Below are 21,475 nucleotides of genomic sequence, written 5' to 3'. Positions count from 1 at the left end.
AAAGGTAGTGCGCCCCGCCCCGCCGGGGGCCGCCGGCTACGTCCCGCGCCGGACGCCCTCGGCCCGGCGCGGCCCGCGCGCGCCGGCCAGCTCGTCCTCCTGCCGCCGCAGGAACTGCTCGACCAGGGCGCAGCCGGCCTCCGGGTCCTCGAAGAGGAACAGGTGCCCGCCGTCGACCATCCGCAGCTGGGCGTGCGGCAGCGCGGTCGCCATGATCCGCGCGTTGCGCGGCGGCGCCAGCGGGTCCCGCCGTGCGCCGATGACCAGGGTCGGGTGCTGCACCCGGTCCAGCCACCAGCGGCTGGACCAGCCGGAGATGGCGTACAGCTGCTGGGTGTAGCCGAGCAGGCTCGGCGGACGGCGCAGCCGCGCCTCGCCGTGGGCGGAGTCGGCGGCGGCCCGCGGGTCGCTGCCGAACAGCAGCGGCGCGGTCAGCCGCAGGTAGCGGCGCGAGTAGTACCGCGTCGGGGAGGCCATCATCGCCAGCACCCACGGCGCCGGCGGCTGCCCGCCCAGGCCGGGGGTGGTCGCGGCCAGCACCAGGTTGCGCACCCGCGCCGGCGCCTGGTGGGCCACCTGCTGGGCCAGCGCGCCGCCCCACGAGTAGCCGAGCACGTCCACCCGGACGTGCCCCAGCGCGTCGAGCACCCCGGTCACCAGCCGCCCGTAGCCCGACATCCGCAGCCCACTGCGCAGGGCCGGGGACCCGCCGGTGCCCGGGACGTCGAGCATCACCAGCTGCCGGCCGGGCAGCCGGCGCACCGCCGGCTCCCACATCTCGATGTTGGCGCCGATGCCGTTGAGCAGCAGCAGCGGCGGCCCCTCGCCGGCCACCGCCACCCGCACGCTGGCCGGGCCGACCCGGACCCGGGAGTACTCCGGCGGCCACGGGACGGCGGGCGGGGCCGCGGCGGACAGCCCCGGCCCGGCCGCGTCGACGCCGTCCCCGGTCACCTGGCGGACGATACGTCGGCACCCCGGCCGGCGCCCACCGCCGTGACCTGCAGCGGAGGGTCGCTGGCGCCCGGTCGGCCCCGCGGGGCACAGTGGCGGGGGTCACGCGACGGCGCCGCCGCGCCGGTGCCGGGCCGCCGAGGAGGGAGACCACCGGATGGACGTCACCGAGGCCTACCGGGCCGCCCGGGACCAGCTGCTGGCGCTGCGCGGCGACCACCCCCGGGCGGTGGCGGAGTTCCGCTGGCCGGAGCTGGGGGAGCGGTTCAACTGGGCGGTCGACTGGTTCGACGCGGTGGCCCGGGACAGCGACCGCCCGGCCCTGGTGGTGGTGGGGGAGGACGGGACGGCGACCCGGCGCAGCTACGCGGAGCTGTCCCGGGCCTCCGACCGGCTGGCCGCCTGGCTGGCCGGCCGCGGCGTGCGCCGCGGCGACCCGGTGCTGCTCATGCTGGGCAACCAGGTCGAGCTGTGGGAGTCGATGCTGGCGGTGATGAAGCTCGGCGCGGTGATCATGCCGGCCACCACCGCCCTCGGGCCGGCCGACCTGGCCGACCGGATCGCCCGGACCGGGGCCCGGCACGTCGTCTGCAACGCCTCCGACGTCGGCCGCTTCGACGGCGTCGCCGGCGACTACGCGCGGATCAGCGTCGGCGAGGCGCCGGGGTGGGCCGACCTGCGCGCGGCCGCCGACCTCGAGCACGCGCCCGTGCCGCACCCGGGCACCGCGCCCGGCGACCCGCTGCTGCTGTACTTCACCTCCGGGACGACGTCGCGGCCCAAGCTCGTGGAGCACACCCAGGTCTCCTACCCGGTCGGGCACCTGTCCACGGTGTACTGGCTGGGCCTGCAGCCCGGGGACGTGCACCTCAACATCTCCTCGCCCGGCTGGGCCAAGCACGCCTGGTCCTGCTTCTTCGCCCCGTGGACCGCCGAGGCGACCGCCGTCGTCCACGACTACCGGCGCTTCGACCCCGCCGTGCTGCTCGGCCTGCTCCGCACCCACGGCGTCACCTCCTTCTGCGCCCCGCCCACGGTGTGGCGGATGCTGGTCAACGCCGACCTGTCCGCCGGGCCGGGCACGCTGCGCGAGGTCCTCGCGGCCGGCGAGCCGCTCAACCCGGAGGTCATCGAGCAGGTCCGCCGCGCCTGGGGGCTGACCGTCCGCGACGGCTACGGGCAGACCGAGACCACCGCCCAGGTCGGCAACACCCCGGGGTCGCGCGTCGTGCCGGGGTCGATGGGCCGCCCGCTGCCCGGGGTGCCCGTGGTGCTGGTCGACCCGGTCGGCGGCCGGCCGGTCGAGGGGCCCGGCGAGGGGGAGATCTGCCTGGACCTCGCGGAGCGCCCGCTCCCGCTGATGACCGGCTACCGGGGCGACCCCGAGCGGGACACCGAGGCCAAGGCCGGCGGCTACTACCACACCGGGGACGTCGCCAGCGTGGACGCCGACGGCTACATCACCTACATCGGCCGCACCGACGACGTCTTCAAGGCCAGCGACTACAAGATCAGCCCGTTCGAACTGGAGTCGGTGCTCATCGAGCACCCGGCGGTCGCCGAGGCCGCCGTCGTCCCGGCGCCGGACCCGCTGCGGCTGGCGGTGCCCAAGGCCTATGTCACGCTGGTGGCCGGGCACGAGGCGACGGAGGAGACGGCGCTGTCCATCCTGCGGCACGCCCGCGCGCACCTGAACCCCTACCAGCGCGTGCGTCGGATCGAGTTCGCCGAGCTGCCCAAGACCGTCTCGGGGAAGATCCGGCGGGTCGAGCTGCGGGCCCGCGAGGAGCAGCTGGCCGCCGGCGGCACCCGCCCCGGCGTGGAGTGGCGCGACGACCAGTTCCCCGAGCTCAAGAGCTGACCTGCGACCCCCGGAGGACCCGCCGTGACCGTCGACCGCCTGCTGCCCAGCGAGGAGGCGCACGACCTGCTCGCCCTCGCCCGCGACGTCGCGGACAAGGAGCTGGCCCCGCGGGTGGACGAGCACGAGCGCGCCGAGACCTACCCCGAGGGCCTGTTCGCGACCCTCGGCGAGCTCGGCCTGCTCGGCCTGCCCTACCCCGAGGAGCTCGGCGGCGGCGGGCAGCCCTACGAGGTGTACCTGCAGGTGCTGGAGGAGTTCGGCGCCCGCTGGGCGGCGGTGGCGGTCGCGGTGTCGGTGCACGGGCTGGCCTGCCACCCGCTGGCCGCGTTCGGCACGGACGCCCAGCGGGAGCGCTGGCTGCCCGCGATGCTGGCCGGGGAGGTGGTCGGCGGGTACTCGCTGTCCGAGCCGCAGGCCGGGTCCGACGCCGCCGCGCTGGCCTGCCGGGCCGAGCGCACCGAGGGCGGCTACCGGGTGACCGGCACCAAGTCCTGGATCACCCACGCGGGCAGGGCGGACTTCTACGCGCTGTTCGCCCGCACCGGCGAGGGCTCCCGCGGCATCTCCTGCTTCCTGGCACCCGGCCACGTCGACGGGCTGTCCTTCGGCCGGCCCGAGGACAAGATGGGCCTGTCCGCGATCCCCACCGCGATGGCCAACTGGGACGGCGCGCTGCTGGAGGCCGACCGGCTGCTCGGCGCGGAGGGCCAGGGGCTGTCCATCGCGTTCTCCGCGCTGGACTCCGGCCGGCTCGGCATCGCCGCGGTGGCCACCGGGCTGGCCCAGGCCGCGCTGGACACCGCCGTCGACTACGCCCACGAGCGCAGCACCTTCGGCCGCCGGATCATCGACCACCAGGGGCTGGGCTTCCTGCTCGCCGACATGGCCGCCGCCGTCGACACCTCCCGGGCCACCTACCTCGACGCCGCCCGCCGCCGGGACGCCGGGCGCCCCTACGGCCGGCAGGCCAGCGTGGCCAAGCTGGTCGCCACCGACGCCGCGATGCGGGTGACCACCGACGCCGTCCAGGTGCTCGGCGGCTACGGCTACACCCGCGACTTCCCGGTGGAGCGGTACATGCGCGAGGCCAAGGTCATGCAGATCTTCGAGGGCACCAACCAGATCCAGCGGCTGGTGATCAGCCGCTCCCTCGCCCGCTGAGTCCGCCTGCCGGGCGTGCGGCGATCGACGACACGCGGGACACGGCAACGCTGGGGAACTGAACAGGCACTGTCGGTGTAGGAAGTCACCCTCACCACAGGAGGCCGCATGAACCCCAGGAAGCCCTCCGGGGCCGTCCGCACCCTGGTGCTCGCCGTCCTGGCCGGGTCAGTGGTGGCCGTCCCCTCGGCTGCCGCCGCCGCTCCTCGGACCGCCCCCTGCGGGCCGACGTACGACCACGTCCTGACCGGCACGCCGGCCACCGCCCCGCGGACGGTGGCGCTCACCTTCGACGACGGCCCCAGCCCCCGGTGGACGCCGCAGGTGCTGGACGTCCTGCGCCGGAACCGGGTCAAGGCCACGTTCTACCTGGTCGGGGCCCAGGTCGAGAGGTTCCCGGAGCTCGCCCGGCGGATCGCCGCGGAGGGGCACACCATCGGCAACCACTCCTGGGACCACCCCCACTTCGCGGGGTCGTCCCGGCAGGACCAGGCCTGGCAGATGGACCGCACCACGGAGGTCATCCGCCGGACCACGGGCGTCACGCCGTGCTCGTTCCGCGCGCCCTACGGCCAGGCCTCCGACGTCACGCTGTCCGTGGCCCGCGAGCGGGGGATGAACGTGGCCAACTGGACGCACGACACCGCGGACTACGACACGCCGGGGCACCGCTCGGCGGGGTTCCGGCAGCAGCTCGTCGCGCGGGCCACCGTGCCGTGGCACGACCACGCCGACGTCCTGATGCACGACGGCTCCGACGGCGGCTTCCGGCAGAACACCGTCGACGCCGTCCAGCCGATCATCGACCACTACCGGCGGCACGGGTACTACTTCACCGACGTGACCGGACGGTGGTCGGGGACGTGGATCTCCGACCACTACGAGCGCACCAACGGCGAGTGGACCCTGGGGGCCCCGGTCTCCGGGGAGGTCCGGCTGCCGGGCGGCCGGGGCTGGGTCACGACGTACCAGCGCGGCAGCATCCACCACGGCCGAGCCACCGGCGTCCGCACCGTCCGGGGCGCCATCTGGGAGCGCCACCAGCAGCTCGGGCACGCCACCGGTCCCCTGGGCATGCCGGTCGCCGACGAGGCCCTCACCGCCGACCGGCGGGGCGTGTACCAGCACTTCCAGGGCGGCTCGATCTACTGGACGGCGAGGACGGGCGCCTGGGAGGTGTTCGGCGGCATCCGGCGCCGCTGGGCCGAACTAGGCCGGGAGCGCGGTCTGGGCTACCCGGTGTCCGGGGAGACCGCCACCGCGGACGGGGTCGGACGCTTCACCGTGTTCGAGCGGGGGACGGTCTACTGGAGCCCCGCGACGGGCGCCCACGAGGTGCGCGGCGCGATCCGGACCCGCTGGGGCCGGCTCGGTGCCGAGCGCGGCCTGGGCTACCCGACGGGCAGCGAGCGGCGCACCGCCGACGGCAGGGGCGTGTACCAGCAGTTCCAGCGCGGCGCGGTCTACTGGAGCCCCGCGACCGGTGCCCGGGAGCTGCGCGGCGCGATCCGGGACAGGTGGGTCCGCGCCGGACGGGAGACCGGCTCGCTCGGCTACCCGACGGGCGCCGAGCGCCTCCTCCCCGGTGGCGGCGTCGCGCAGACCTTCCAGCGGGGCCTCGTCTACTGGTCGCCGGGCTCCGGGGCGCACGTCGTGCGCCCCGGGACGATCCACGACCGGTGGGTGTCGCTGGGCGCGGCGGGCGGTGTGCTGGGCTACCCGGTCGGGGAGCAGCGCGCGCTCCCCGGGAGCGGGGGGGCCGTGCAGTCCTTCCAGGGCGGCCACGTCCACTGGAGCCCGGCCACCGGGTCCCAGGCCGTCCTGAACGGTCCGATCCGCGACCGGTGGGTGTCCCTCGGCGCGGAGGACGGCGTGCTGGGCCACCCGCGGGCGGGCGTCGTCACGACGGGTGCCGGCTCCGTGCAGGACTTCGTGGGGGGCAGCGTCGCCTGGACCGCGTCCGCGGGCGCGCAGGTGCTGCGCGGCGGCGCGCGCGACGCGTGGATCCGGCTGGGCCGCGAGAGCGGTGCCCTCGGCCTGCCCACCAGCGGGCAGCACACCGGCGCGGCAGCCGGCACCACGTGGACGTCGTTCACCGGCGGCGTGCTCTACACGACGCCGGAGGGCCCGGTCCCCGTCCTCGGCGGGTTCGCGGCCGCGTGGCGGGCCGAGGGGGGCGACGCCGGCATCGGCCGGCCGCTGTCGGCGGCTGCCGCGGGCAGCGACGGCGTCCTCCGGCAGGAGTTCGCCGGCGGGGTCCTGGAGCAGGGCCCGGACGGCACGGTCGCCCCCCAGGCGACCACCGCCGCCGCGGTCGGGTCCGCCGCGGTGGCCGTCGACCCCGCGGAGGGGGTCGCGCCGCAGCCGCAGGCCGCGGACGCCGCGGTGGACGAGCCGGCCACGTCGGCTCCGGCCCAGGTGCGGGGCGCCCCGGTCGAGGAGACGCCGGGTGAGGGCACCCCCCCGGCCCCGGCCGGCACCCTCGTCGGGTCGGGGGTCCCCGCGGGGACGGACGGCGCCGCGGGGACGGAGCAGCAGCCCACCGGCGCCGCCGCCACGGACTGACCGCGGCCACCGGCGACCCGGTCGATCGGTGCCCGGGGCGCATGGCTGCCGCCCGCGCGGGCATGATGCGGACGGACGTCACCCGGTGCCCAGCACCGGGCGGGAGGTCATCGAGGAGCGACACCGTTCCCGGAGGGAGCTGGCCATGACATCGGTCGACGACTCGCGCGAGGTGCCCGGGGCCACCGCGCCGCTGGACCTGCTGCTGACCCAGGCGGCCAGCAGCACGGTGCGTCGCTTCTCCCCGGGCAAGCCCGGGCTGCGGTTCCTGAGCGGGCTGGCCCGCCGACCGGACCGGGTGGCCGCGCGGGCCCGGTCGCTGGCCGGGCAGCTGGCGCAGATCGCCGCCGGCACCTCCGAGCTGGCCCCCTCCAGCCGGGACAAGCGCTTCGCCGACCCGGCGTGGAAGGAGAACCCCGTGCTGCGCCGGCTGGTGCAGGCCTACCTGGCCACCGGGGAGACCGCGCTGGGGCTGCTGCACGACGTCCCCCTGGAGTGGGCCGACGCCGAGCGGGTCCGCTTCGCGGGCACCAACCTCGTCGACGCGCTGTCGCCGAGCAACAACCCCCTGGTCAGCCCGGTCGCGTGGAAGGCGTTCATCGACACCGCCGGCGCCAACGTCGTCCGCGGCCCGCGCAACCTGGTGCGCGACCTGGCCAGCACCCCGCGGGTGCCGACCATGGTCGACCCGGACGCCTACGAGGTCGGCCGGGACCTGGCCGTCACCCCCGGGTCGGTGGTGCTGCGGACGCCGGTGTTCGAGCTCATCCAGTACCGGCCGACGACGAAGACGGTGCGCAGCGTGCCGGTGGTCATCGCGCCGCCGACGATCAACAAGTTCTACGTGCTCGACCTCGCGCCGGGGCGCAGCATGGTCGAGCACCTGGTCGGCCAGGGCCAGCAGGTGTTCATGATCTCCTGGCGCAACCCCGACGCCCGGCACCGCGACTGGGGCTTCGACACCTACGCCACCGCCATCATCGAGGCGATCGACGCGGTGTCGGAGATCACCGGCGAGGACTCCGTCCACCTCATGGGCGTGTGCTCCGGCGGCATCCTGTCGGCCATCACCGCCGCCGTGCTGGCCGCCACCGGCCGGCAGGAGCGGCTGGCCAGCCTGAGCCTGCTGGTCACCGTGCTGGACCAGACCCGGGCCGGCCTGCTCGGCGCGACGATCGACGAGGACGCCGCCGCGGAGGCCGTGGCCGCCTCGCAGCGCCAGGGCTACCTCGACGGGCGCAAGCTGGCCGAGGTGTTCGCCTGGCTGCGGCCCAACGACCTGATCTGGAACTACTGGATCAACAACTACCTGCAGGGCAAGCAGCCGCCGAAGTTCGACATCCTGTTCTGGAACTCCGACACCACCCGGATGACCGCCCGGCTGCACGCGGACTTCGTGACCATGACCTCGCGGAACCTGCTGACCCACCCGGGGGCGGTCACCGTGCTGGGCACCGAGGTCGACCTCGGCCAGGTCACCCTGGACTCCTACGTGCTGGCCGGCTCCGCGGACCACATCTGCCCGTGGCAGTCCTGCTACCGCAGCAGCCAGCTGCTCGGCGGCAAGGTGCGCTTCGTGCAGTCGACCAACGGGCACATCGCCGCGCTGGTCAACCCGCCGGGCAACCCCAAGTCCAGCTTCCGGGTCACCGACGACAACGCCGTCCCGGCCGAGGACTGGACCGACACCGCCCGCACCGAGAAGGGCTCCTGGTGGCCGGACCACGCCGCCTGGCTGGGCGAGCGCTCCGGGCCGGACAAGCCGGCGCCCGAGGAGCTCGGCAGCCCCCGGTTCCGTGTCCGCGAGGCCGCGCCGGGCAGCTACGTGCGGGACTCGTGAGCCGGCACCGGACGCAGGAGGGGCGGACGTGACACTCACCGAGGGCAGCAGGGACACGCGCGCCGAGGGCGCAGGCGACACGCTCGGGCCGAGCACGGGGGACCCGCTCGCCGAGGGCATCGGCCACGCCCTGTCGACGGACTACTTCCTGCTGCGCGAGGACCTCTCGCACGAGCAGATGGACCACCTGCTGCGCACCCGCGCCTTCGTCGAGGACGAGGTGCTGCCGGTCATCAACGGCTACTGGGAGCGCGCGGAGTTCCCCCGGGAGCTGGCCGAGAAGCTGGGCGCGGCGGGGCTCGTCGGCGACGGCATCGAGGGCTACGGCTGCCCGCCGATGGACGCGCTGTCCGCCGGGCTGGTGCACATGGAGCTCAACCGCGGCGACGGCAGCCTGGGCACCTTCCTCGGCGTCCAGGCGGGGCTGGCGATGAAGTCGATCGCCATGCTCGGCTCCGAGGAGCAGAAGCAGCGCTGGCTGCCCCCCATGGCCCGCTGCGAGGCGCTCGGCGCGTTCGCGCTCACCGAGCCCGACCACGGGTCGGACTCCATCGCCCTGGAGACCTCCGCCCGGCGCGACGGCGACTCCTGGGTGCTCGACGGGTCCAAGAAGTGGATCGGTAACGGCAGCATCGCCGACGTCGTCGTCGTCTGGGCCCGGGACACCGAGGACGGCCAGGTCAAGGGCTTCCTCGTGGAGAAGGGGACGCCGGGCTACCGGGCGCGGCGGATGGAGGGCAAGGGCTCGCTGCGCGCGGTGTGGCAGGCCGAGATCGAGCTCGAGGGCGTGCGCGTCCCGGCGGAGGACCGGCTGCCCGGCGGGCGCAGCTTCAAGGACACCGGGGCGGTGCTGGCCACCACCCGCGGCTCGTGCGCCTGGATGGCCCTGGGGCACGCCGTCGCCGGGTACGAGGCCGCGCTGACCTACGCCGGGCGGCGCAAGCAGTTCGGCCGGCCGCTGGTGGAGTTCCAGCTGATCCAGCAGCGACTGGTGCACATGCTGGCCAAGGTGACCGCCATGCAGCTGTACTGCCGCCGGCTGGCCGACCTGGCCCTGGGCGACCGGATCGCGCCGACGCTGGCCGGGCTGGCCAAGGCGCACAACACCGGCACCGCCCGCGAGGTGCTGGCCGAGGCCCGCGACCTGCTCGGCGGCAACGGCATCCTGCTGGAGTTCCACGTCATCCGGCACATGGCCGACATCGAGTCCATCCACACCTTCGAGGGCACCGAGACCATCCAGTCGCTGATCGTCGGCCGGGACATCACCGGCGCCTCGGCGTTCACGTGACGGCGTCCGCGTGACCCGCTCCGCCCCGGCGGAGGTCTCCACGGTCGACCTGGGCGAGGTGCGGCTGCGGACGTCGGTCCGCGGCACGGGCCGCCCGCTGCTGCTGGTCACCGGCCTGGGCGCCAGCCTGGAGCTGGCCGAGCCGTTCGAGCGGGAGCTGGCCGCCCGCGGGCGGCGGGTGGTCAGCTTCGACGCCCCCGGCATCGGGGGCTCCACGCCCTACCGCCGGCCGCGCCGGATGCCCGGCCTGGCGCGGACGGTGACCGCCCTGCTCGACGCCCTGGGGCTGGACGAGGTCGACGTCTTCGGCGTCTCCCTCGGCGGCGTCGTGGCCCAGCAGCTGGCCCACCAGGCGCCCGGCCGCGTCCGGCGCCTGGTGCTGGCGGCCACCGCGCCGGGGATGGGCGGCATGCCCGGCGCCCCGTCGGCGCTGCTGGCGCTGGCCACCCCGCGCCGGTACCGCGACCCCGAGCACTACCTGCAGATCGCCGGGCGGATCTACGGCGGGATGGCCCGCACCGACCCGCGGCGGCTGCTGCGCTCGACCCTCGGCCGGGTGCGGCCGCCGTCGGCGATCGGCTACGCCGGGCAGCTCTACGCGGTCACCGGGTGGAGCAGCATGCCGTGGCTGCACACCGTCCGGCAGCCCGCGCTGGTCCTGGCCGGCGACGACGACCCGATCGTGCCGCTGGTCAACGGGCGGATCCTCGCCTGGCGCATCCCGGACGCCCGGCTGCACGTCGTCCGTGGCGGGGGGCACCTGTTCATCCTCGAGCGCCCGGCCGAGATCGCCGACCTGGTCACCGCGTTCCTCGACCGGGACGCCGCCCGGTCCGGCGCGAGCAGGTGGCGCGGCGTGCGGCGCGACGAGACCCCCGCCCCCCGCTGAGCGGCGGGTCAGCCGACCGCCGCGGGGGCCGGTCCGCCGGAGACCGCGAAGCAGTCGTCCACCACGAAGGTGCCGGTCATGCCGTCGAGGGCGGCCCGCAGGTGCGCCACGCTCGGCGCGCGCCACAGGCAGATGACGCGGTCGGAGCCGGCCGCCCGCCCGGTGGCGAGCAGCTCCAGGCCCTCCGGCAGGGCCGGCGTGCCGGTGCCGTGCGCCAGCCGGTCCCAGGCCTCGGCGTCCTTGATGGTGTGGACGACACCCACGTACACGGCGACCTCCCTGCCCCGGCTCCGGACCGGCGCGGCCAGTCTCCGCCGGACCCGCGGTGCCGGGTCAGGGGCGCAGGTCCCTGTCCGGCGCGCTCAGGGCTTGACGGCGAGCACCGGGCGGTCGGCGTCGAGCAGGATCCGCTGGGCGGTGCTGCCCAGGAGCAGCTTCCCGACCGGGGAGCGGCGGCGCAGGCCGATGACGATCACCGAGGCGCCCAGCTCGCCGGCCACCCGCACGACGGCGTCGGCGGTGTCGCCCGTGTGCGTCTCCTGGTGCACCTCGAGCTCGACACCGGACGTCGCGGCCCGCTCGGTGAGGGCCCGGACGGCGTCCTCCCCGGCCAGGGCCGCGCTCACCGGTGCCCCCTCGCGCGGGGTGTTGAGCAGCACCAGCCGCTCGCGGCGGCGGGCCGCCTCGTCGACGGCCGCGGAGAAGGCCGCGTCCCCCTCGGGCGTCGGGACGTAGGCGACGAGGACGGTCACACGGGGCTCCTCGGTGTCGGTGCGGTGGTGGACGGGGCGCTGGCCGCGCCGGCGGTGCCGAGGGCGGTGGTGCCGAGCGGCCAGGCGACCAGTCTCCCGGTGAGCGGGCCGGTCAGGAAACCGGAGGACGCCGGCCGACCGGCGACCCTGCGCCCAGGGCGTCCGGTGGCTACCGTGACCCGGCGGGCGGCCCCCGCCGCCCGTCCGGCGGCACCGGGTCGTCGGTGGTCCCGCGCGGCGCGGGCGACACGGTCGGTCGGAGGAGCGCGGCGGTGGGCGGGACGTCAGGAGCAGGTGGCCCCGGAGACGACCGGCGGCGGCTGTCGATGACGATCCTCATGACGCCGGACATGTCGAACTTCGCGGGCAACGTGCACGGCGGCACGCTGCTCAAGTACCTCGACCAGGTGGCCTACACCTGCGCGACCCGCTGGGCCCGGGCCTACGCGGTGACGCTGTCGGTCGACCAGGTCGTCTTCCGCGAGCCCATCCACGTCGGGGAGCTGGTCACCTTCGACGCCAGTGTGAACCGGACCGGTCGCACCTCGATGGAGGTCGGCGTACGGGTCACCACGCAGGACCTGGTCGCCCAGACGGTCCGGCACACCAACAGCTGCTACTTCACGATGGTCGCCGTCGGCCCCGACGGCAGACCCGTCCCGGTTCCCCGCTGGGAGCCGCGGAGCGCGGAGGAGCGCCGCCGGCACCTCGCCGCCGAGCGGCGCAGCCAGCTGCGGCGCGACGTGGACCGGGCCACCCGGGAGATCCGGAGGGCGGTGCCCGACGACGGCGGGGGCGTCGGCGGGTCCTGACCGCAGGGGCGGTCGGGTCAGGCGCTGATGCGGCTGCCGCGCTGCTCCAGGCGCAGCCGGCGCCGCTCGCGCTCGGAGAGGCCGCCCCAGATGCCGAAGCGCTCGTCGTTGGCGAGGGCGAACTGGAGGCACTCCGCGCGGACGGCGCAGCCGTTGCACACGCGCTTGGCGTCGCGGGTCGAGCCGCCCTTCTCGGGGAAGAACGCCTCCGGGTCGGTCTCCGCGCACAGCGCGTCCAGGCGCCACGAGGCGTCGCCGACGGGGGACAGGTCCGTCCACGGCGAGCCGTCGCGGCCGGCGGCCGGCGAGTGGTCGCTGACCAGGGAGAGGTGGGGGCGGGAGAAGGCGGACACCGGGGGGCTCCTCGGGGAGGGGGCGCACCGGCCGTGACGGACCGGTACGAACTGGTTGCTGCAGGTGACGTTACGGAGACGAGTCCCCGAGCGCACTGGCACAAGGTGGAAGGAAACCGGGCCGGGTCTTGGCGTCATCTGTCCCTCCCCCGTGCCGGCCGGCGCGTCCGGGCACGGCAGCCGGCCCGACCGGGCCACTCGCGTCGCAGCCGTCCCACGGGGCCCGTCCCGCGGCCGGACCGGGGGACCGGCCGGCGTCCCCGGGGAGACGTCCCCGCGGGGACGCGCCGGCGGAGCGGGTGTCCGCCGACCGTCTGCGGGCGGGCCGTGGGTCGCCCCGTCCCACGAGGCGGGACGCGGGCGGAACGGCCGCCGGGCCGCTGCCGGAGGCCGGTCCCGGCAGCGGACCGGCCGTCCGGCGGCACGGGGGGGCGCACCGGCGCGGACGGTCCCGTTCTCTTGTTGCCGTGCTGCCCCCGGCCCACCATGCTGCCCCTACCCGATGCCGGGACGGGGTGGCCTGGTCGTCGCCCGCCCGGCCCAGGAACGAGGCGCACTCCCCAGTGCCGAGGAGGACTCCGGTGACAGCGACCCAGACCCGCACCAGCAGGACCGGTGACAAGCTCGTCGGCCGGGTGGCCTTCGTGACCGGAGGCACCCGCGGGATCGGCGCGGCGATCTGCCGCAGCTTCGCCGCCCAGGGGGCGACCGTCGCGGCCGGCTACAGCGGCAACACCGAGCGCGCCGAGGCGTTCGCCACCGAGTACGCCGAGACCTACCCGGACAGCAGCGTGAGCGTGCACCGCGGCGACATCGCCAACCCCGACGACTGCCGGCGCACCGTCGCCGAGGTCATCGAGCAGCACGGCCGGCTGGACATCCTGGTCAACAACGCCGGCATCACCGTCGACCGCACGGTGCTGAAGATGACCGACGACGACTGGCGCCGGGTCATCGACGTCAACCTCTCCGGCGCCTTCTACCTGTCCCAGGCCGCGCTCAAGCACATGCTGGAGCGGGGCAGCGGCCGGATCGTGATGATCTCCTCGGTCATCGGCGAGATGGGCGGCATCGGGCAGTCCAACTACTCGTCGGCCAAGGCCGGCCTGCTGGGCCTGACCAAGACCCTGGCCCGGGAGTCGGCGATGCAGGTGCAGCGCGCCGGCAAGGCCGACGGGCTGGGCATCACCGTCAACGCCGTGACGCCCGGCTACACCGCCACCGACATGCTCGGCACGGTGCCCGAGAAGGTGCTCGAGGGCCTCAAGGCCAAGACCCCCATCGGCCGGCTCGGCGAGCCCGAGGAGGTCGCCCGCGTCGTGCACTTCCTGGCTGCCGACGCCTCCGGCTACATCACCGGCCAGGTGTGGGGGGTCAACGGCGGCCTGGACATGTAGCCGCGCCGCCAGCACCGATCCACCGGACGTGAGGAGAGCTCGGGTGTTCCACCGCATCGCCGTCGTGAACCGTGGGGAGCCGGCCCTCCGGCTGATCCGTGCGGTGCGGGAGCTCGACGCCGAGCACGGCACGCACACCCGCGTCGTGGCGCTGCACACCGAGGAGGAGCGCCGGGCCACGTTCGTCCGCGCCGCCGACGAGGCCGTCGTCCTGCGCGGCGGCGGTGCCGTGAGCCCCTACCTCGACCACGCCGAGCTGGCCCGCGCCCTGCGTGCCAGCGGCGCCGACGCGGCCTGGGTCGGCTGGGGGTTCGTCGCCGAGGACCCCGCCTTCGCCGAGCTGTGCGCCGACCTCGGCGTGACCTTCATCGGGCCGCCGCCGGAGGCGATGCGGCTGCTCGGCGCCAAGATCGAGGCCAAGGTGCTGGCCGAGAAGACCGGCGTCCCGGTCGCCCCGTGGAGCAGCGGCCCGGTCGAGGACGCCGAGGACGGCCGCCGGCACGCGGCGGCCATCGGCTACCCACTCATCGTCAAGTCCCGCAGCGGCGGCGGCGGGCGCGGCATCCGGGTGGTGCGCTCGGAGGCCGAGCTCGACGAGGCCCTGACCCGCACCCGTGCGGAGGCCGAGCGCACCTTCGGCGACCCGGTCGTGTTCATGGAGCGGCTGGTCGAGGGCGGCCGGCACGTCGAGGTCCAGGTCATCGCCGACCAGCACGGCACCGTGTGGGCACCGGGGGTGCGGGACTGCTCGGTGCAGCGGCGCAACCAGAAGGTGCTGGAGGAGTCCGCCTCCACCGCCCTGACCGCCGAGCAGGACGCCGCCCTGCGCGCCTCGGCCACCGCGCTGGTCGCCGCCGCCGGGTACGTCGGCGCGGGCACCGTGGAGTTCCTGTACCAGCCCGCCGAGCAGCTGTTCACCTTCCTGGAGGTCAACACCCGGCTGCAGGTGGAGCACCCGGTCACCGAGGAGACCACCGGGCTGGACCTGGTCAAGCTGCAGCTGCACGTGGCCGCCGGCGGCCGGCTGGAGGGCGACCCGCCCCCGGCCGTCGGGCACGCCGTCGAGGCCCGGCTCACCGCCGAGGACGCCGAGGCCGGCTTCGCCCCCGCCCCCGGGCGGGTCGAGCTGATGCGCCTGCCCACCGGGCCCGGCGTGCGCGTCGACACCGGCATCGGCGTCGGCGACGTCATCCCGCCGCAGTACGACTCGATGGTCGCCAAGGTCATCGCCTGGGGCCGGGACCGCCCGGAGGCTCTCGCCCGGCTGCGCTGCGCGCTGCGGGAGACCACCGTGGTGCTCTCCGGCGGCACCACCACCAAGTCCTTCCTGCTGGACCTGCTCGACCGCCCGGAGGTGGTCGACGGCACCGCCGACACCGCCTGGCTGGACCGCGCGGGCACCGCGGGCCCCCGGCCGGCCGAGAACGCGTGGGTGGCCCTCGTGCAGGTGGCCGTCGACCTGGCCGAGGCCGAGGTCGAGCAGGAACGGCTGGCCTTCCTGGCCTCCGCCCGCGGCGGGCGCCCCCGCGCGCCGCACGAGGTGGGCCGCACCGTGGAGCTCGGCATGCGCGGGCAGGTGTACCGGCTGACCGTCGCCACCGTGGACCGCGACCAGTACCGGGTCGGGCTCGACGGGCGGGACGTCGACGTCGAGGTCGACCGGCTCAACCGGCTGGAGAGCCGCCTGACCACCGGCGGACGGCGGTACTCCGTGGTCGCCGCCGAGGCCCCCGGCTCCTCCCTGGTCGAGGTGGACGGCGAGACCCACCGGGTGTCCCGGGACGTCGGCGGCGTGGTGCGCGCGCCCGCGCCGGCCGTGGTCGTCGCCGTCCGCGTCGCGCCGGGCGACGAGGTGGAGGCCGGCCAGCCGGTCGCGGTGCTGGAGAGCATGAAGATGGAGACGGCCGTGCGGGCGCCGTTCGCCGGCCGGGTGCGCGAGGTGCGGGCCGTGGTGAACAGCCAGGTCGACGCCGGCGCCCCGCTGCTGGCCCTGGACCGGGCCGGCGGCGACGTCGAGGAGGCCGAGGGCGAGCGGGTGGCGCTGCCCGGCGTGGACCGGGCACCCGACGACGACCCGCGGGCGCGGGCGCTGGCGCGGCTGGCGGCGCTGCGGGCGCTGGTCACCGGCTACGACGTCAGCGGCCGGCACGCCCGGCAGCTGGTGGCCGAGTACGCCGCGGCCCGCGAGGAGCTGCCCGTCGACGACGCCGACCTGCTGGCCGCCGAGCTCGACGTGCTGATCACCTTCGCCGACGTCTCCGAGCTGTCCCGCAACCGGCCGGCCAGCGAGGAGGAGGAGGCCGACACCCAGGTCCACAGCCCGCGGGAGTACTTCCACGCCTACCTGCACTCCCTCGACGCCGAGCGGGAGGGCCTGCCGGAGGCCTTCCGCGCCCGGCTGCAGCGGGTGCTCGCCCACTACGGCGTCCACGACCTGGAGCCGAGCGCCGCGCTCACCGAGGCGGTGCACCGGGTGTTCCTCGCCCAGCAGCGCGTCGGCGAGCAGCTGCCCGCCGTCTCCGCGCTGCTGGACCGCTGGCTGTCCGCCGACCGCCCGCCCGAGGGCCCGGCCGCCGCCGAGGTCGCCGAGGTGCTCGACCGGCTCGTCGTCGCCACCCAGCTGCGCCACCCCACCCTCGGGGACCTGGCCCGCGCCGTCCGGTACCGCTGGTTCGAGGAGCCGCTGCTGCTCGAGGCCCGCCGGCAGGTGCTCGAGGACGCGCGGCGGCTGCTCGGGGAGCTCGACGAGGCCGCCGCCCGCGGGGACACCGCGGAGTCCATCCGGCGCACGGAGGCGCTGGTCGCCAGCCCCGAGCCGCTGGTGCGGCTGCTGGCCGAGCGCTTCGGCCGGTCCACCGCCGTCCCGGACCCGGTGCTGGAGGTGCTCACCCGCCGCTACTACCGCAGCCGCGACCTGGAGGGCGTGCGCGCCACCCTGCTCGACGGGGACACCTGCGTCACCGCGGAGTACGACCTGGCCGGCGCCCGGCTGCACCTGGTCGCGCTGATGACCGAGCAGCCGCGGCTGTCCCGGGCCCTCAGCGCCCTGGCCGGCGTGCTGGCCGAGGTCGCCGACCCCAGCCAGGTGGTCGTCGACCTCTACGTCGACTGGCCCGACCGCCCGGCCGACGCCGACGCGCTGTCCGACCGGCTGCGCGCCGTGCTGGCCGGCGTCCCGGCACTGCGCACCGGCCGCCGGGTGACGGTCACCGTGTGCACCCGGGACGGCGGCGTGGAGACGCTCACCTACCGGCCGTCGGAGGAGGAGGGACTGGCCGAGGAGCGGGTGATCCGCGGCCTGCACCCGCTCACCGCGCAGCGCTTCCAGATCTGGCGGCTCAAGGAGTTCGACGGCGAGCGGCTGCCCTCGGCGGAGGACACCTACCTGCTGCACGTCCGGGCCAAGGAGAACCCGAACGACGAGCGGTTCGTCGCCATGGCCGAGGTCCGCGACCTGACCCCGGTGCGCGACGAGCACGGCGAGGTCACCGGCTTCCCGACCATCGAGCGCCAGCTCACCGCCTGCCTGGACAGCCTGCGGCGGGCCCAGACCCAGCGCCGGTCGCAGGGCCGGTCCGCCCGGCCGCTGGAGCACAACCGGGTGCACCTGTACGCCTGGCCGTCGATCGAGGTGCCGCTGCAGCAGGTGGCCCAGTTCGCGCGCACGTCGGCGCCGCTGACCGTGGGCGCCGGCCTGGACCAGATCGTGCTGCTGGCCCGGCTGCAGGAGGCCGACGGCCACCCGCCGCGCGACGTCGCGCTGCGGTTCTCCTACCGGCCCGGCGCCGGGGTGCGCATGGAGGTCACCGACCGGCCCACCGCGCCCATGCGCCCGCTGGACGACTACACCGCCAAGGTGCTCAGCTCGCGGGCCCGCGGCGCCCCCTACCCCTACGAGCTGGCCCCGCTGCTGGCCGGCCCGGACGGCTCCTTCGTCGAGCACGACCTGGACGCCGAGGGCCGGCTGGTCCCGGTGCAGCGCCCGCCGGGGCAGAACAAGGCGGGCATCGTCGCCGGCCTGGTCACCACGCCGACCGAGCGCTACCCCGAGGGCATGACCCGGGTGGCGCTGTTCGGCGACCCAACCCGGGCGCTGGGCACCGTCGCCGAGCCCGAGTGCGCCCGGGTGGTCGCCGCGCTGGACCTCGCCGAGGAGCGCGGCATCCCGGTGGAGTGGTTCGCGCTGTCCTCCGGCGCGCGGATCTCCATGGACAGCGGCACCGAGAACATGGACTGGGTGTCCCGGGCGCTGCGCCGGATCATCGAGTACACCCAGGCCGGCGGGGAGGTCAACGTCGTCGTCACCGGCATCAACGTCGGCGCCCAGCCGTACTGGAACGCCGAGGCCACGATGCTCATGCACACCAGGGGCATCCTGGTGATGACGCCGGACAGCGCGATGGTGCTCACCGGCAAGCACTCCCTGGACTACTCCGGCGGGGTGTCCGCGGAGGACAACTTCGGCATCGGCGGCTACGACCGCGTCATGGGGCCCAACGGCCAGGCGCAGTACTGGGCGCCGGACCTCACCGGCGCCCTCGACGTGCTGTTCCGCCACTACGACCACGCCTACCGGGCCCCCGGGGAGCGCTTCCCCCGGCCGGCGGTGACCACCGACCCCCGCGACCGGGACGTCCGCGACCACCCGCACACCCACCCGGACAGCGAGTTCACCCGCGTCGGCGACGTGTTCTCCGCCGAGAGGAACCCCGAGCGCAAGAAGGCGTTCGACATCCGCACCGTCATGCGGGCGGTGACCGACCAGGACCACCCGGTGCTCGAGCGGTGGGCCGGGATGGCCGACGCGGACACGGCCGTCGTCCTCGACGCCCACCTCGGTGGGCACCCGGTCACCGTGCTGGGTGTGGAGTCCCGGCCGATCCCGCGGCGGGGCAGCCACCCTGCCGACGGGCCGGACCAGTTCACCGCGGGCACGCTGTTCCCCCGCTCGTCGTGGAAGACCGCGCGGGCGATCAACGCCGCCAGCGGCAACCGGCCGCTGGTCGTGCTGGCCAACCTGTCCGGCTTCGACGGGTCCCCGGAGTCGCTGCGCAAGTGGCAGCTGGAGTACGGCGCGGAGATCGGCCGGGCCATCACCAACTTCGACGGCCCGATCGTCTTCTGCGTGGTGTCCCGCTACCACGGCGGCGCCTTCGTCGTGTTCTCCGGCGTCCTCAACGACAACATGGAGGTCCTCGCCGTCGAGGGCTCCTACGCGTCGGTCATCGGCGGGGCCCCGGCCGCCGCGGTCGTGTTCGCCCGCGAGGTCGACAAGCGCACCGGCGCCGACCCGCGGGTGCGCGACCTCGAGGCGCAGATCGCCGCGGCCGACAGCGCCGGCCAGGCGCACCTGCGCGCCCAGCTGGCCGGCGTGCGCAGTGCCGTCCGGTCGGAGAAGCTCGGCGAGGTCGCCGCCGAGTTCGAGGCGGTCCACGACATCGAGCGGGCCCGTCGGACGGGCTCCGTGCACGCCATCATCCCCGCCGCCGAACTGCGCCCCCGGCTCATCGCCGCCGTCGAGCGCGGCATGGACCGCGCCGTCCCCGAAGCACCGTCAGCCAGGAAGGACCCGTCGTGAACGCCTTCGTCCTGAACCGGCACGGCCGCATGGTGTTCCCCTCGAACATCATCCCGGAGCTGGACTTCTCCACCATGGAGACCCTCGAGCAGCTCGACAGCGTCATCCGTCGGGACTTCGAGACCAAGGCCCCCAGCGGCACCGAGATCCTCGAGCGCGTCCGCACCGGCGGCTACGCCACCCGGTACGACCTGATGCGCGACATGGCGCTCAACCTGTTCTGGGCCAACCGCTTCTCGATCACCATGTACGAGAAGCGGCCGACCCGCTGGCGCGACCTGCCGCGCAGCCGCTCCGACGTGTTCCTGCCCGTGCTGGAGCCGTGGGAGGACGGCGAGGCCAAGGTCTCCGGCGTGCAGCAGGCCTACCCGCAGCTGCCGTCGCGGTGGGACAGCCCGTGCGAGGACCGGGTCTTCGAGGTCCTCTTCGACGTCTTCGCCAACCGCCGGCACCACGCCTCCACGCTGCCGGCCGTCAAGCCCACGGTCGCGGAGTTCCTCGAGCAGCCCGGCAACCTGACCTTCCGGCTGCCCGACTACGACCCGGACTACCCGGTCTACGACTACGACGACATCCTCGACGTCGACGAGGACGTGCCCGAGCTGACCGCGCTGCACCGCTGGGCGATGGTGCTGCACAACCAGTACCCGTGGGAGCGGTCCAAGGTGGAGCTGGCCGCGGCCGGTGACCTCAGGGACGACGACTGGGTGGTCGCCTTCCACCCGCGGGACAAGGAGGTGCGGGCGTTCCTGCGCCGGCTGCGCGCGCAGGCCGCGCCGCGGCACGCGCCCACCGCCCGGGAGTCCCGCCCGCCGGTGCGGCCCTACCCGGCGGTCGACGTGCGGCAGCGGTTCGACGTGCTGCCGCGGCTGGAGGCGCTGGCGGCGGTGCACGGCGACCAGGCCTGCAGCAACGAGGACCTGATCCGCAACACCGCCTACAACTGGTCGCCGATGAGCGCCGAGGAGATCAGCAGCAAGACCGGCATCGAGCAGCGCCGCTACAGCTCGCTGCCGCTGGAGGAGCTGGCCCTGCAGGCCGCGGAGGCGGCGCTGGCCAAGGCCGGCCGGGAGCCCGAGGAGATCGGCGCGGTGCTGGTCGCCACCTGCACCAGCTCCCGGCTCATCCCGTCGCTGGCCACCTACCTGTGCGGCCAGCTCGGCATGCACCAGGTCTACGCCGCCTACGACATCATCGCCGCCTGCGCGGGCATGCCCTACGGCGTCGCCGAGGCCACCCGGCTGCTGCAGGAGGTGGAGCGGCCGGTGCTGGTCGTCTGCGTGGAGAAGTTCTCCGACAAGATCGGCAACGTCCGGACGTCGCGGATGATCTTCGGGGACGGCGCCGCGGGCCTGGTGGTCGGCCCGGCCCCGGAGGGCGCCGGCACCGACTTCGACGTGATGAAGACCTACGCCAGCGGCCCGGCCAGCGAGGTCAACTCGATCCTGTGGCCCAACCCGGAGTTCGACAACAACATCACCGTGTTCGGGCCGCAGGTGAAGGCGCTGGCCGGCCGCTACCTGACCCAGATGATCGAGGAGATCTCCGCGCTGCCGCACCCCGACGGCGGGGAGGGCTCGCTGCTGGACAGCGTCGAGCTGATCGTGCCGCACCAGGCGAACAAGACGATGGTGATCGGCCTGGCCGAGCGGGCCGGGCTGACCGCCGACCAGCTCTACTTCAACATCGAGCGGGTCGGCAACACCTCCTCGGCGAGCATCCCGCTGGCCATCCACGACGCGGTGCGCGACGGCGTCATCACCGCGCCGCTGCGGGTGTTCGCGCCCGGCTTCGGCGCGGGCGCCGTGGCCGGCTACGCGGTGATGCGCGTGGACCCGGCCGTCGTCGCGGTGCAGTCCGCCCCGGTGCCGCAGGACGGCGCGTCGGCGCCGGCCGTGCGGGAGCCGAACGGGTCCGCGCAGGGCTCCGACGGCGTGCAGGAGGCCTTCGGCTGAGCAGCCGGACGGTCCGGAGCGCGGACGGGACGCGGCTGCGCGCCTGGTGCAACGGGGGCAGCGG

At 75.4% G+C, this 21,475-nt stretch carries 14 protein-coding genes; 10 read left to right on the top strand and 4 right to left on the bottom strand.

Going from position 1 to position 21,475, the window contains the following annotated elements; all coding sequences use genetic code 11:
- Positions 1-36: 36 nt before the first annotated feature.
- Positions 37-954: an alpha/beta fold hydrolase gene (locus CHB98_RS04925; protein ID WP_089304479.1), complete on the bottom strand. Its 918-nt coding sequence runs from the start codon at positions 952-954 to the stop codon at positions 37-39.
- Positions 955-1,111: 157 nt separating this feature from the next.
- Between CHB98_RS04925 and CHB98_RS04920 the strand changes: the two genes are divergently transcribed.
- The 6 genes from CHB98_RS04920 (at position 1,112) to phaZ (ending at position 10,564) form a co-directional block, all read left to right on the top strand.
- Positions 1,112-2,815, top strand: a complete 1,704-nt coding sequence (locus tag CHB98_RS04920; RefSeq protein WP_089304478.1) for an AMP-binding protein — start codon at positions 1,112-1,114, stop codon at positions 2,813-2,815.
- Between the two features lie 24 nt (positions 2,816-2,839).
- On the top strand, positions 2,840-3,979 hold the full coding sequence (locus tag CHB98_RS04915) for an acyl-CoA dehydrogenase family protein (RefSeq protein WP_089304477.1): 1,140 nt from the start codon (positions 2,840-2,842) through the stop codon (positions 3,977-3,979).
- A 108-nt stretch (positions 3,980-4,087) separates the two neighbouring features.
- Positions 4,088-6,544 (top strand): polysaccharide deacetylase family protein, encoded by a 2,457-nt coding sequence (locus CHB98_RS04910; protein ID WP_089304476.1) that lies wholly within the window; start codon positions 4,088-4,090, stop codon positions 6,542-6,544.
- 145 nt (positions 6,545-6,689) lie between these two features.
- Complete coding sequence (locus CHB98_RS04905) at positions 6,690-8,384, top strand: PHA/PHB synthase family protein (RefSeq protein ID WP_089304475.1); 1,695 nt, start codon at positions 6,690-6,692, stop codon at positions 8,382-8,384.
- Positions 8,385-8,412: 28 nt separating this feature from the next.
- A complete protein-coding gene (locus CHB98_RS04900) occupies positions 8,413-9,675 on the top strand; it encodes an acyl-CoA dehydrogenase family protein (protein WP_245820929.1) in 1,263 nt (420 codons plus the stop codon).
- Between the two features lie 10 nt (positions 9,676-9,685).
- On the top strand, positions 9,686-10,564 hold the full coding sequence (gene phaZ, locus CHB98_RS04895; protein ID WP_089304474.1) for a poly(3-hydroxyalkanoate) depolymerase: 879 nt from the start codon (positions 9,686-9,688) through the stop codon (positions 10,562-10,564).
- An 8-nt stretch (positions 10,565-10,572) separates the two neighbouring features.
- Here the strand turns inward: phaZ and CHB98_RS04890 are convergent, their stop codons facing one another.
- Together CHB98_RS04890 and CHB98_RS04885 are read right to left on the bottom strand one after the other, a co-directional pair.
- The gene (locus tag CHB98_RS04890; protein ID WP_089304473.1) at positions 10,573-10,833 is read right to left on the bottom strand and encodes a hypothetical protein; all 261 of its coding nucleotides are present in this window, start codon (positions 10,831-10,833) and stop codon (positions 10,573-10,575) included.
- Positions 10,834-10,926: 93 nt separating this feature from the next.
- On the bottom strand, positions 10,927-11,316 hold the full coding sequence (locus tag CHB98_RS04885) for a universal stress protein (RefSeq protein WP_089304472.1): 390 nt from the start codon (positions 11,314-11,316) through the stop codon (positions 10,927-10,929).
- Between the two features lie 326 nt (positions 11,317-11,642).
- Between CHB98_RS04885 and CHB98_RS04880 the strand changes: the two genes are divergently transcribed.
- Positions 11,643-12,128 (top strand): acyl-CoA thioesterase, encoded by a 486-nt coding sequence (locus CHB98_RS04880; protein WP_089304471.1) that lies wholly within the window; start codon positions 11,643-11,645, stop codon positions 12,126-12,128.
- A gap of 17 nt (positions 12,129-12,145) precedes the next feature.
- On the opposite strand, the gene CHB98_RS04875 is transcribed toward CHB98_RS04880, so the two are convergent.
- The gene (locus CHB98_RS04875) at positions 12,146-12,481 is read right to left on the bottom strand and encodes a WhiB family transcriptional regulator (protein WP_089304470.1); all 336 of its coding nucleotides are present in this window, start codon (positions 12,479-12,481) and stop codon (positions 12,146-12,148) included.
- A gap of 581 nt (positions 12,482-13,062) precedes the next feature.
- Here CHB98_RS04875 and CHB98_RS04870 point away from each other — a divergent pair.
- Genes CHB98_RS04870 through CHB98_RS04860 form a run of 3 tightly spaced genes read left to right on the top strand, consistent with a single transcriptional unit; the run spans position 13,063 to position 21,411 of the window.
- Positions 13,063-13,878 (top strand): 3-oxoacyl-ACP reductase family protein, encoded by an 816-nt coding sequence (locus CHB98_RS04870; RefSeq protein ID WP_089304469.1) that lies wholly within the window; start codon positions 13,063-13,065, stop codon positions 13,876-13,878.
- Positions 13,879-13,921: 43 nt separating this feature from the next.
- The gene (locus tag CHB98_RS04865) at positions 13,922-19,456 is read left to right on the top strand and encodes an ATP-binding protein (RefSeq protein WP_089304468.1); all 5,535 of its coding nucleotides are present in this window, start codon (positions 13,922-13,924) and stop codon (positions 19,454-19,456) included.
- Entirely contained in the window at positions 19,453-21,411 is a 1,959-nt protein-coding gene (locus tag CHB98_RS04860) for a 3-oxoacyl-ACP synthase III family protein (RefSeq protein WP_179224196.1), read from the top strand. The genes CHB98_RS04865 and CHB98_RS04860 overlap by 4 nt, the downstream gene beginning before the upstream one ends.
- Positions 21,412-21,475 lie beyond the last annotated feature (64 nt).

Origin of the sequence: Geodermatophilus pulveris (assembly GCF_900188375.1) — a bacterium.
GTDB classification, from domain to species: Bacteria; Actinomycetota; Actinomycetes; order Mycobacteriales; family Geodermatophilaceae; genus Geodermatophilus; species Geodermatophilus pulveris.
This window is presented reverse-complemented; position numbering and strand designations above follow the sequence as displayed.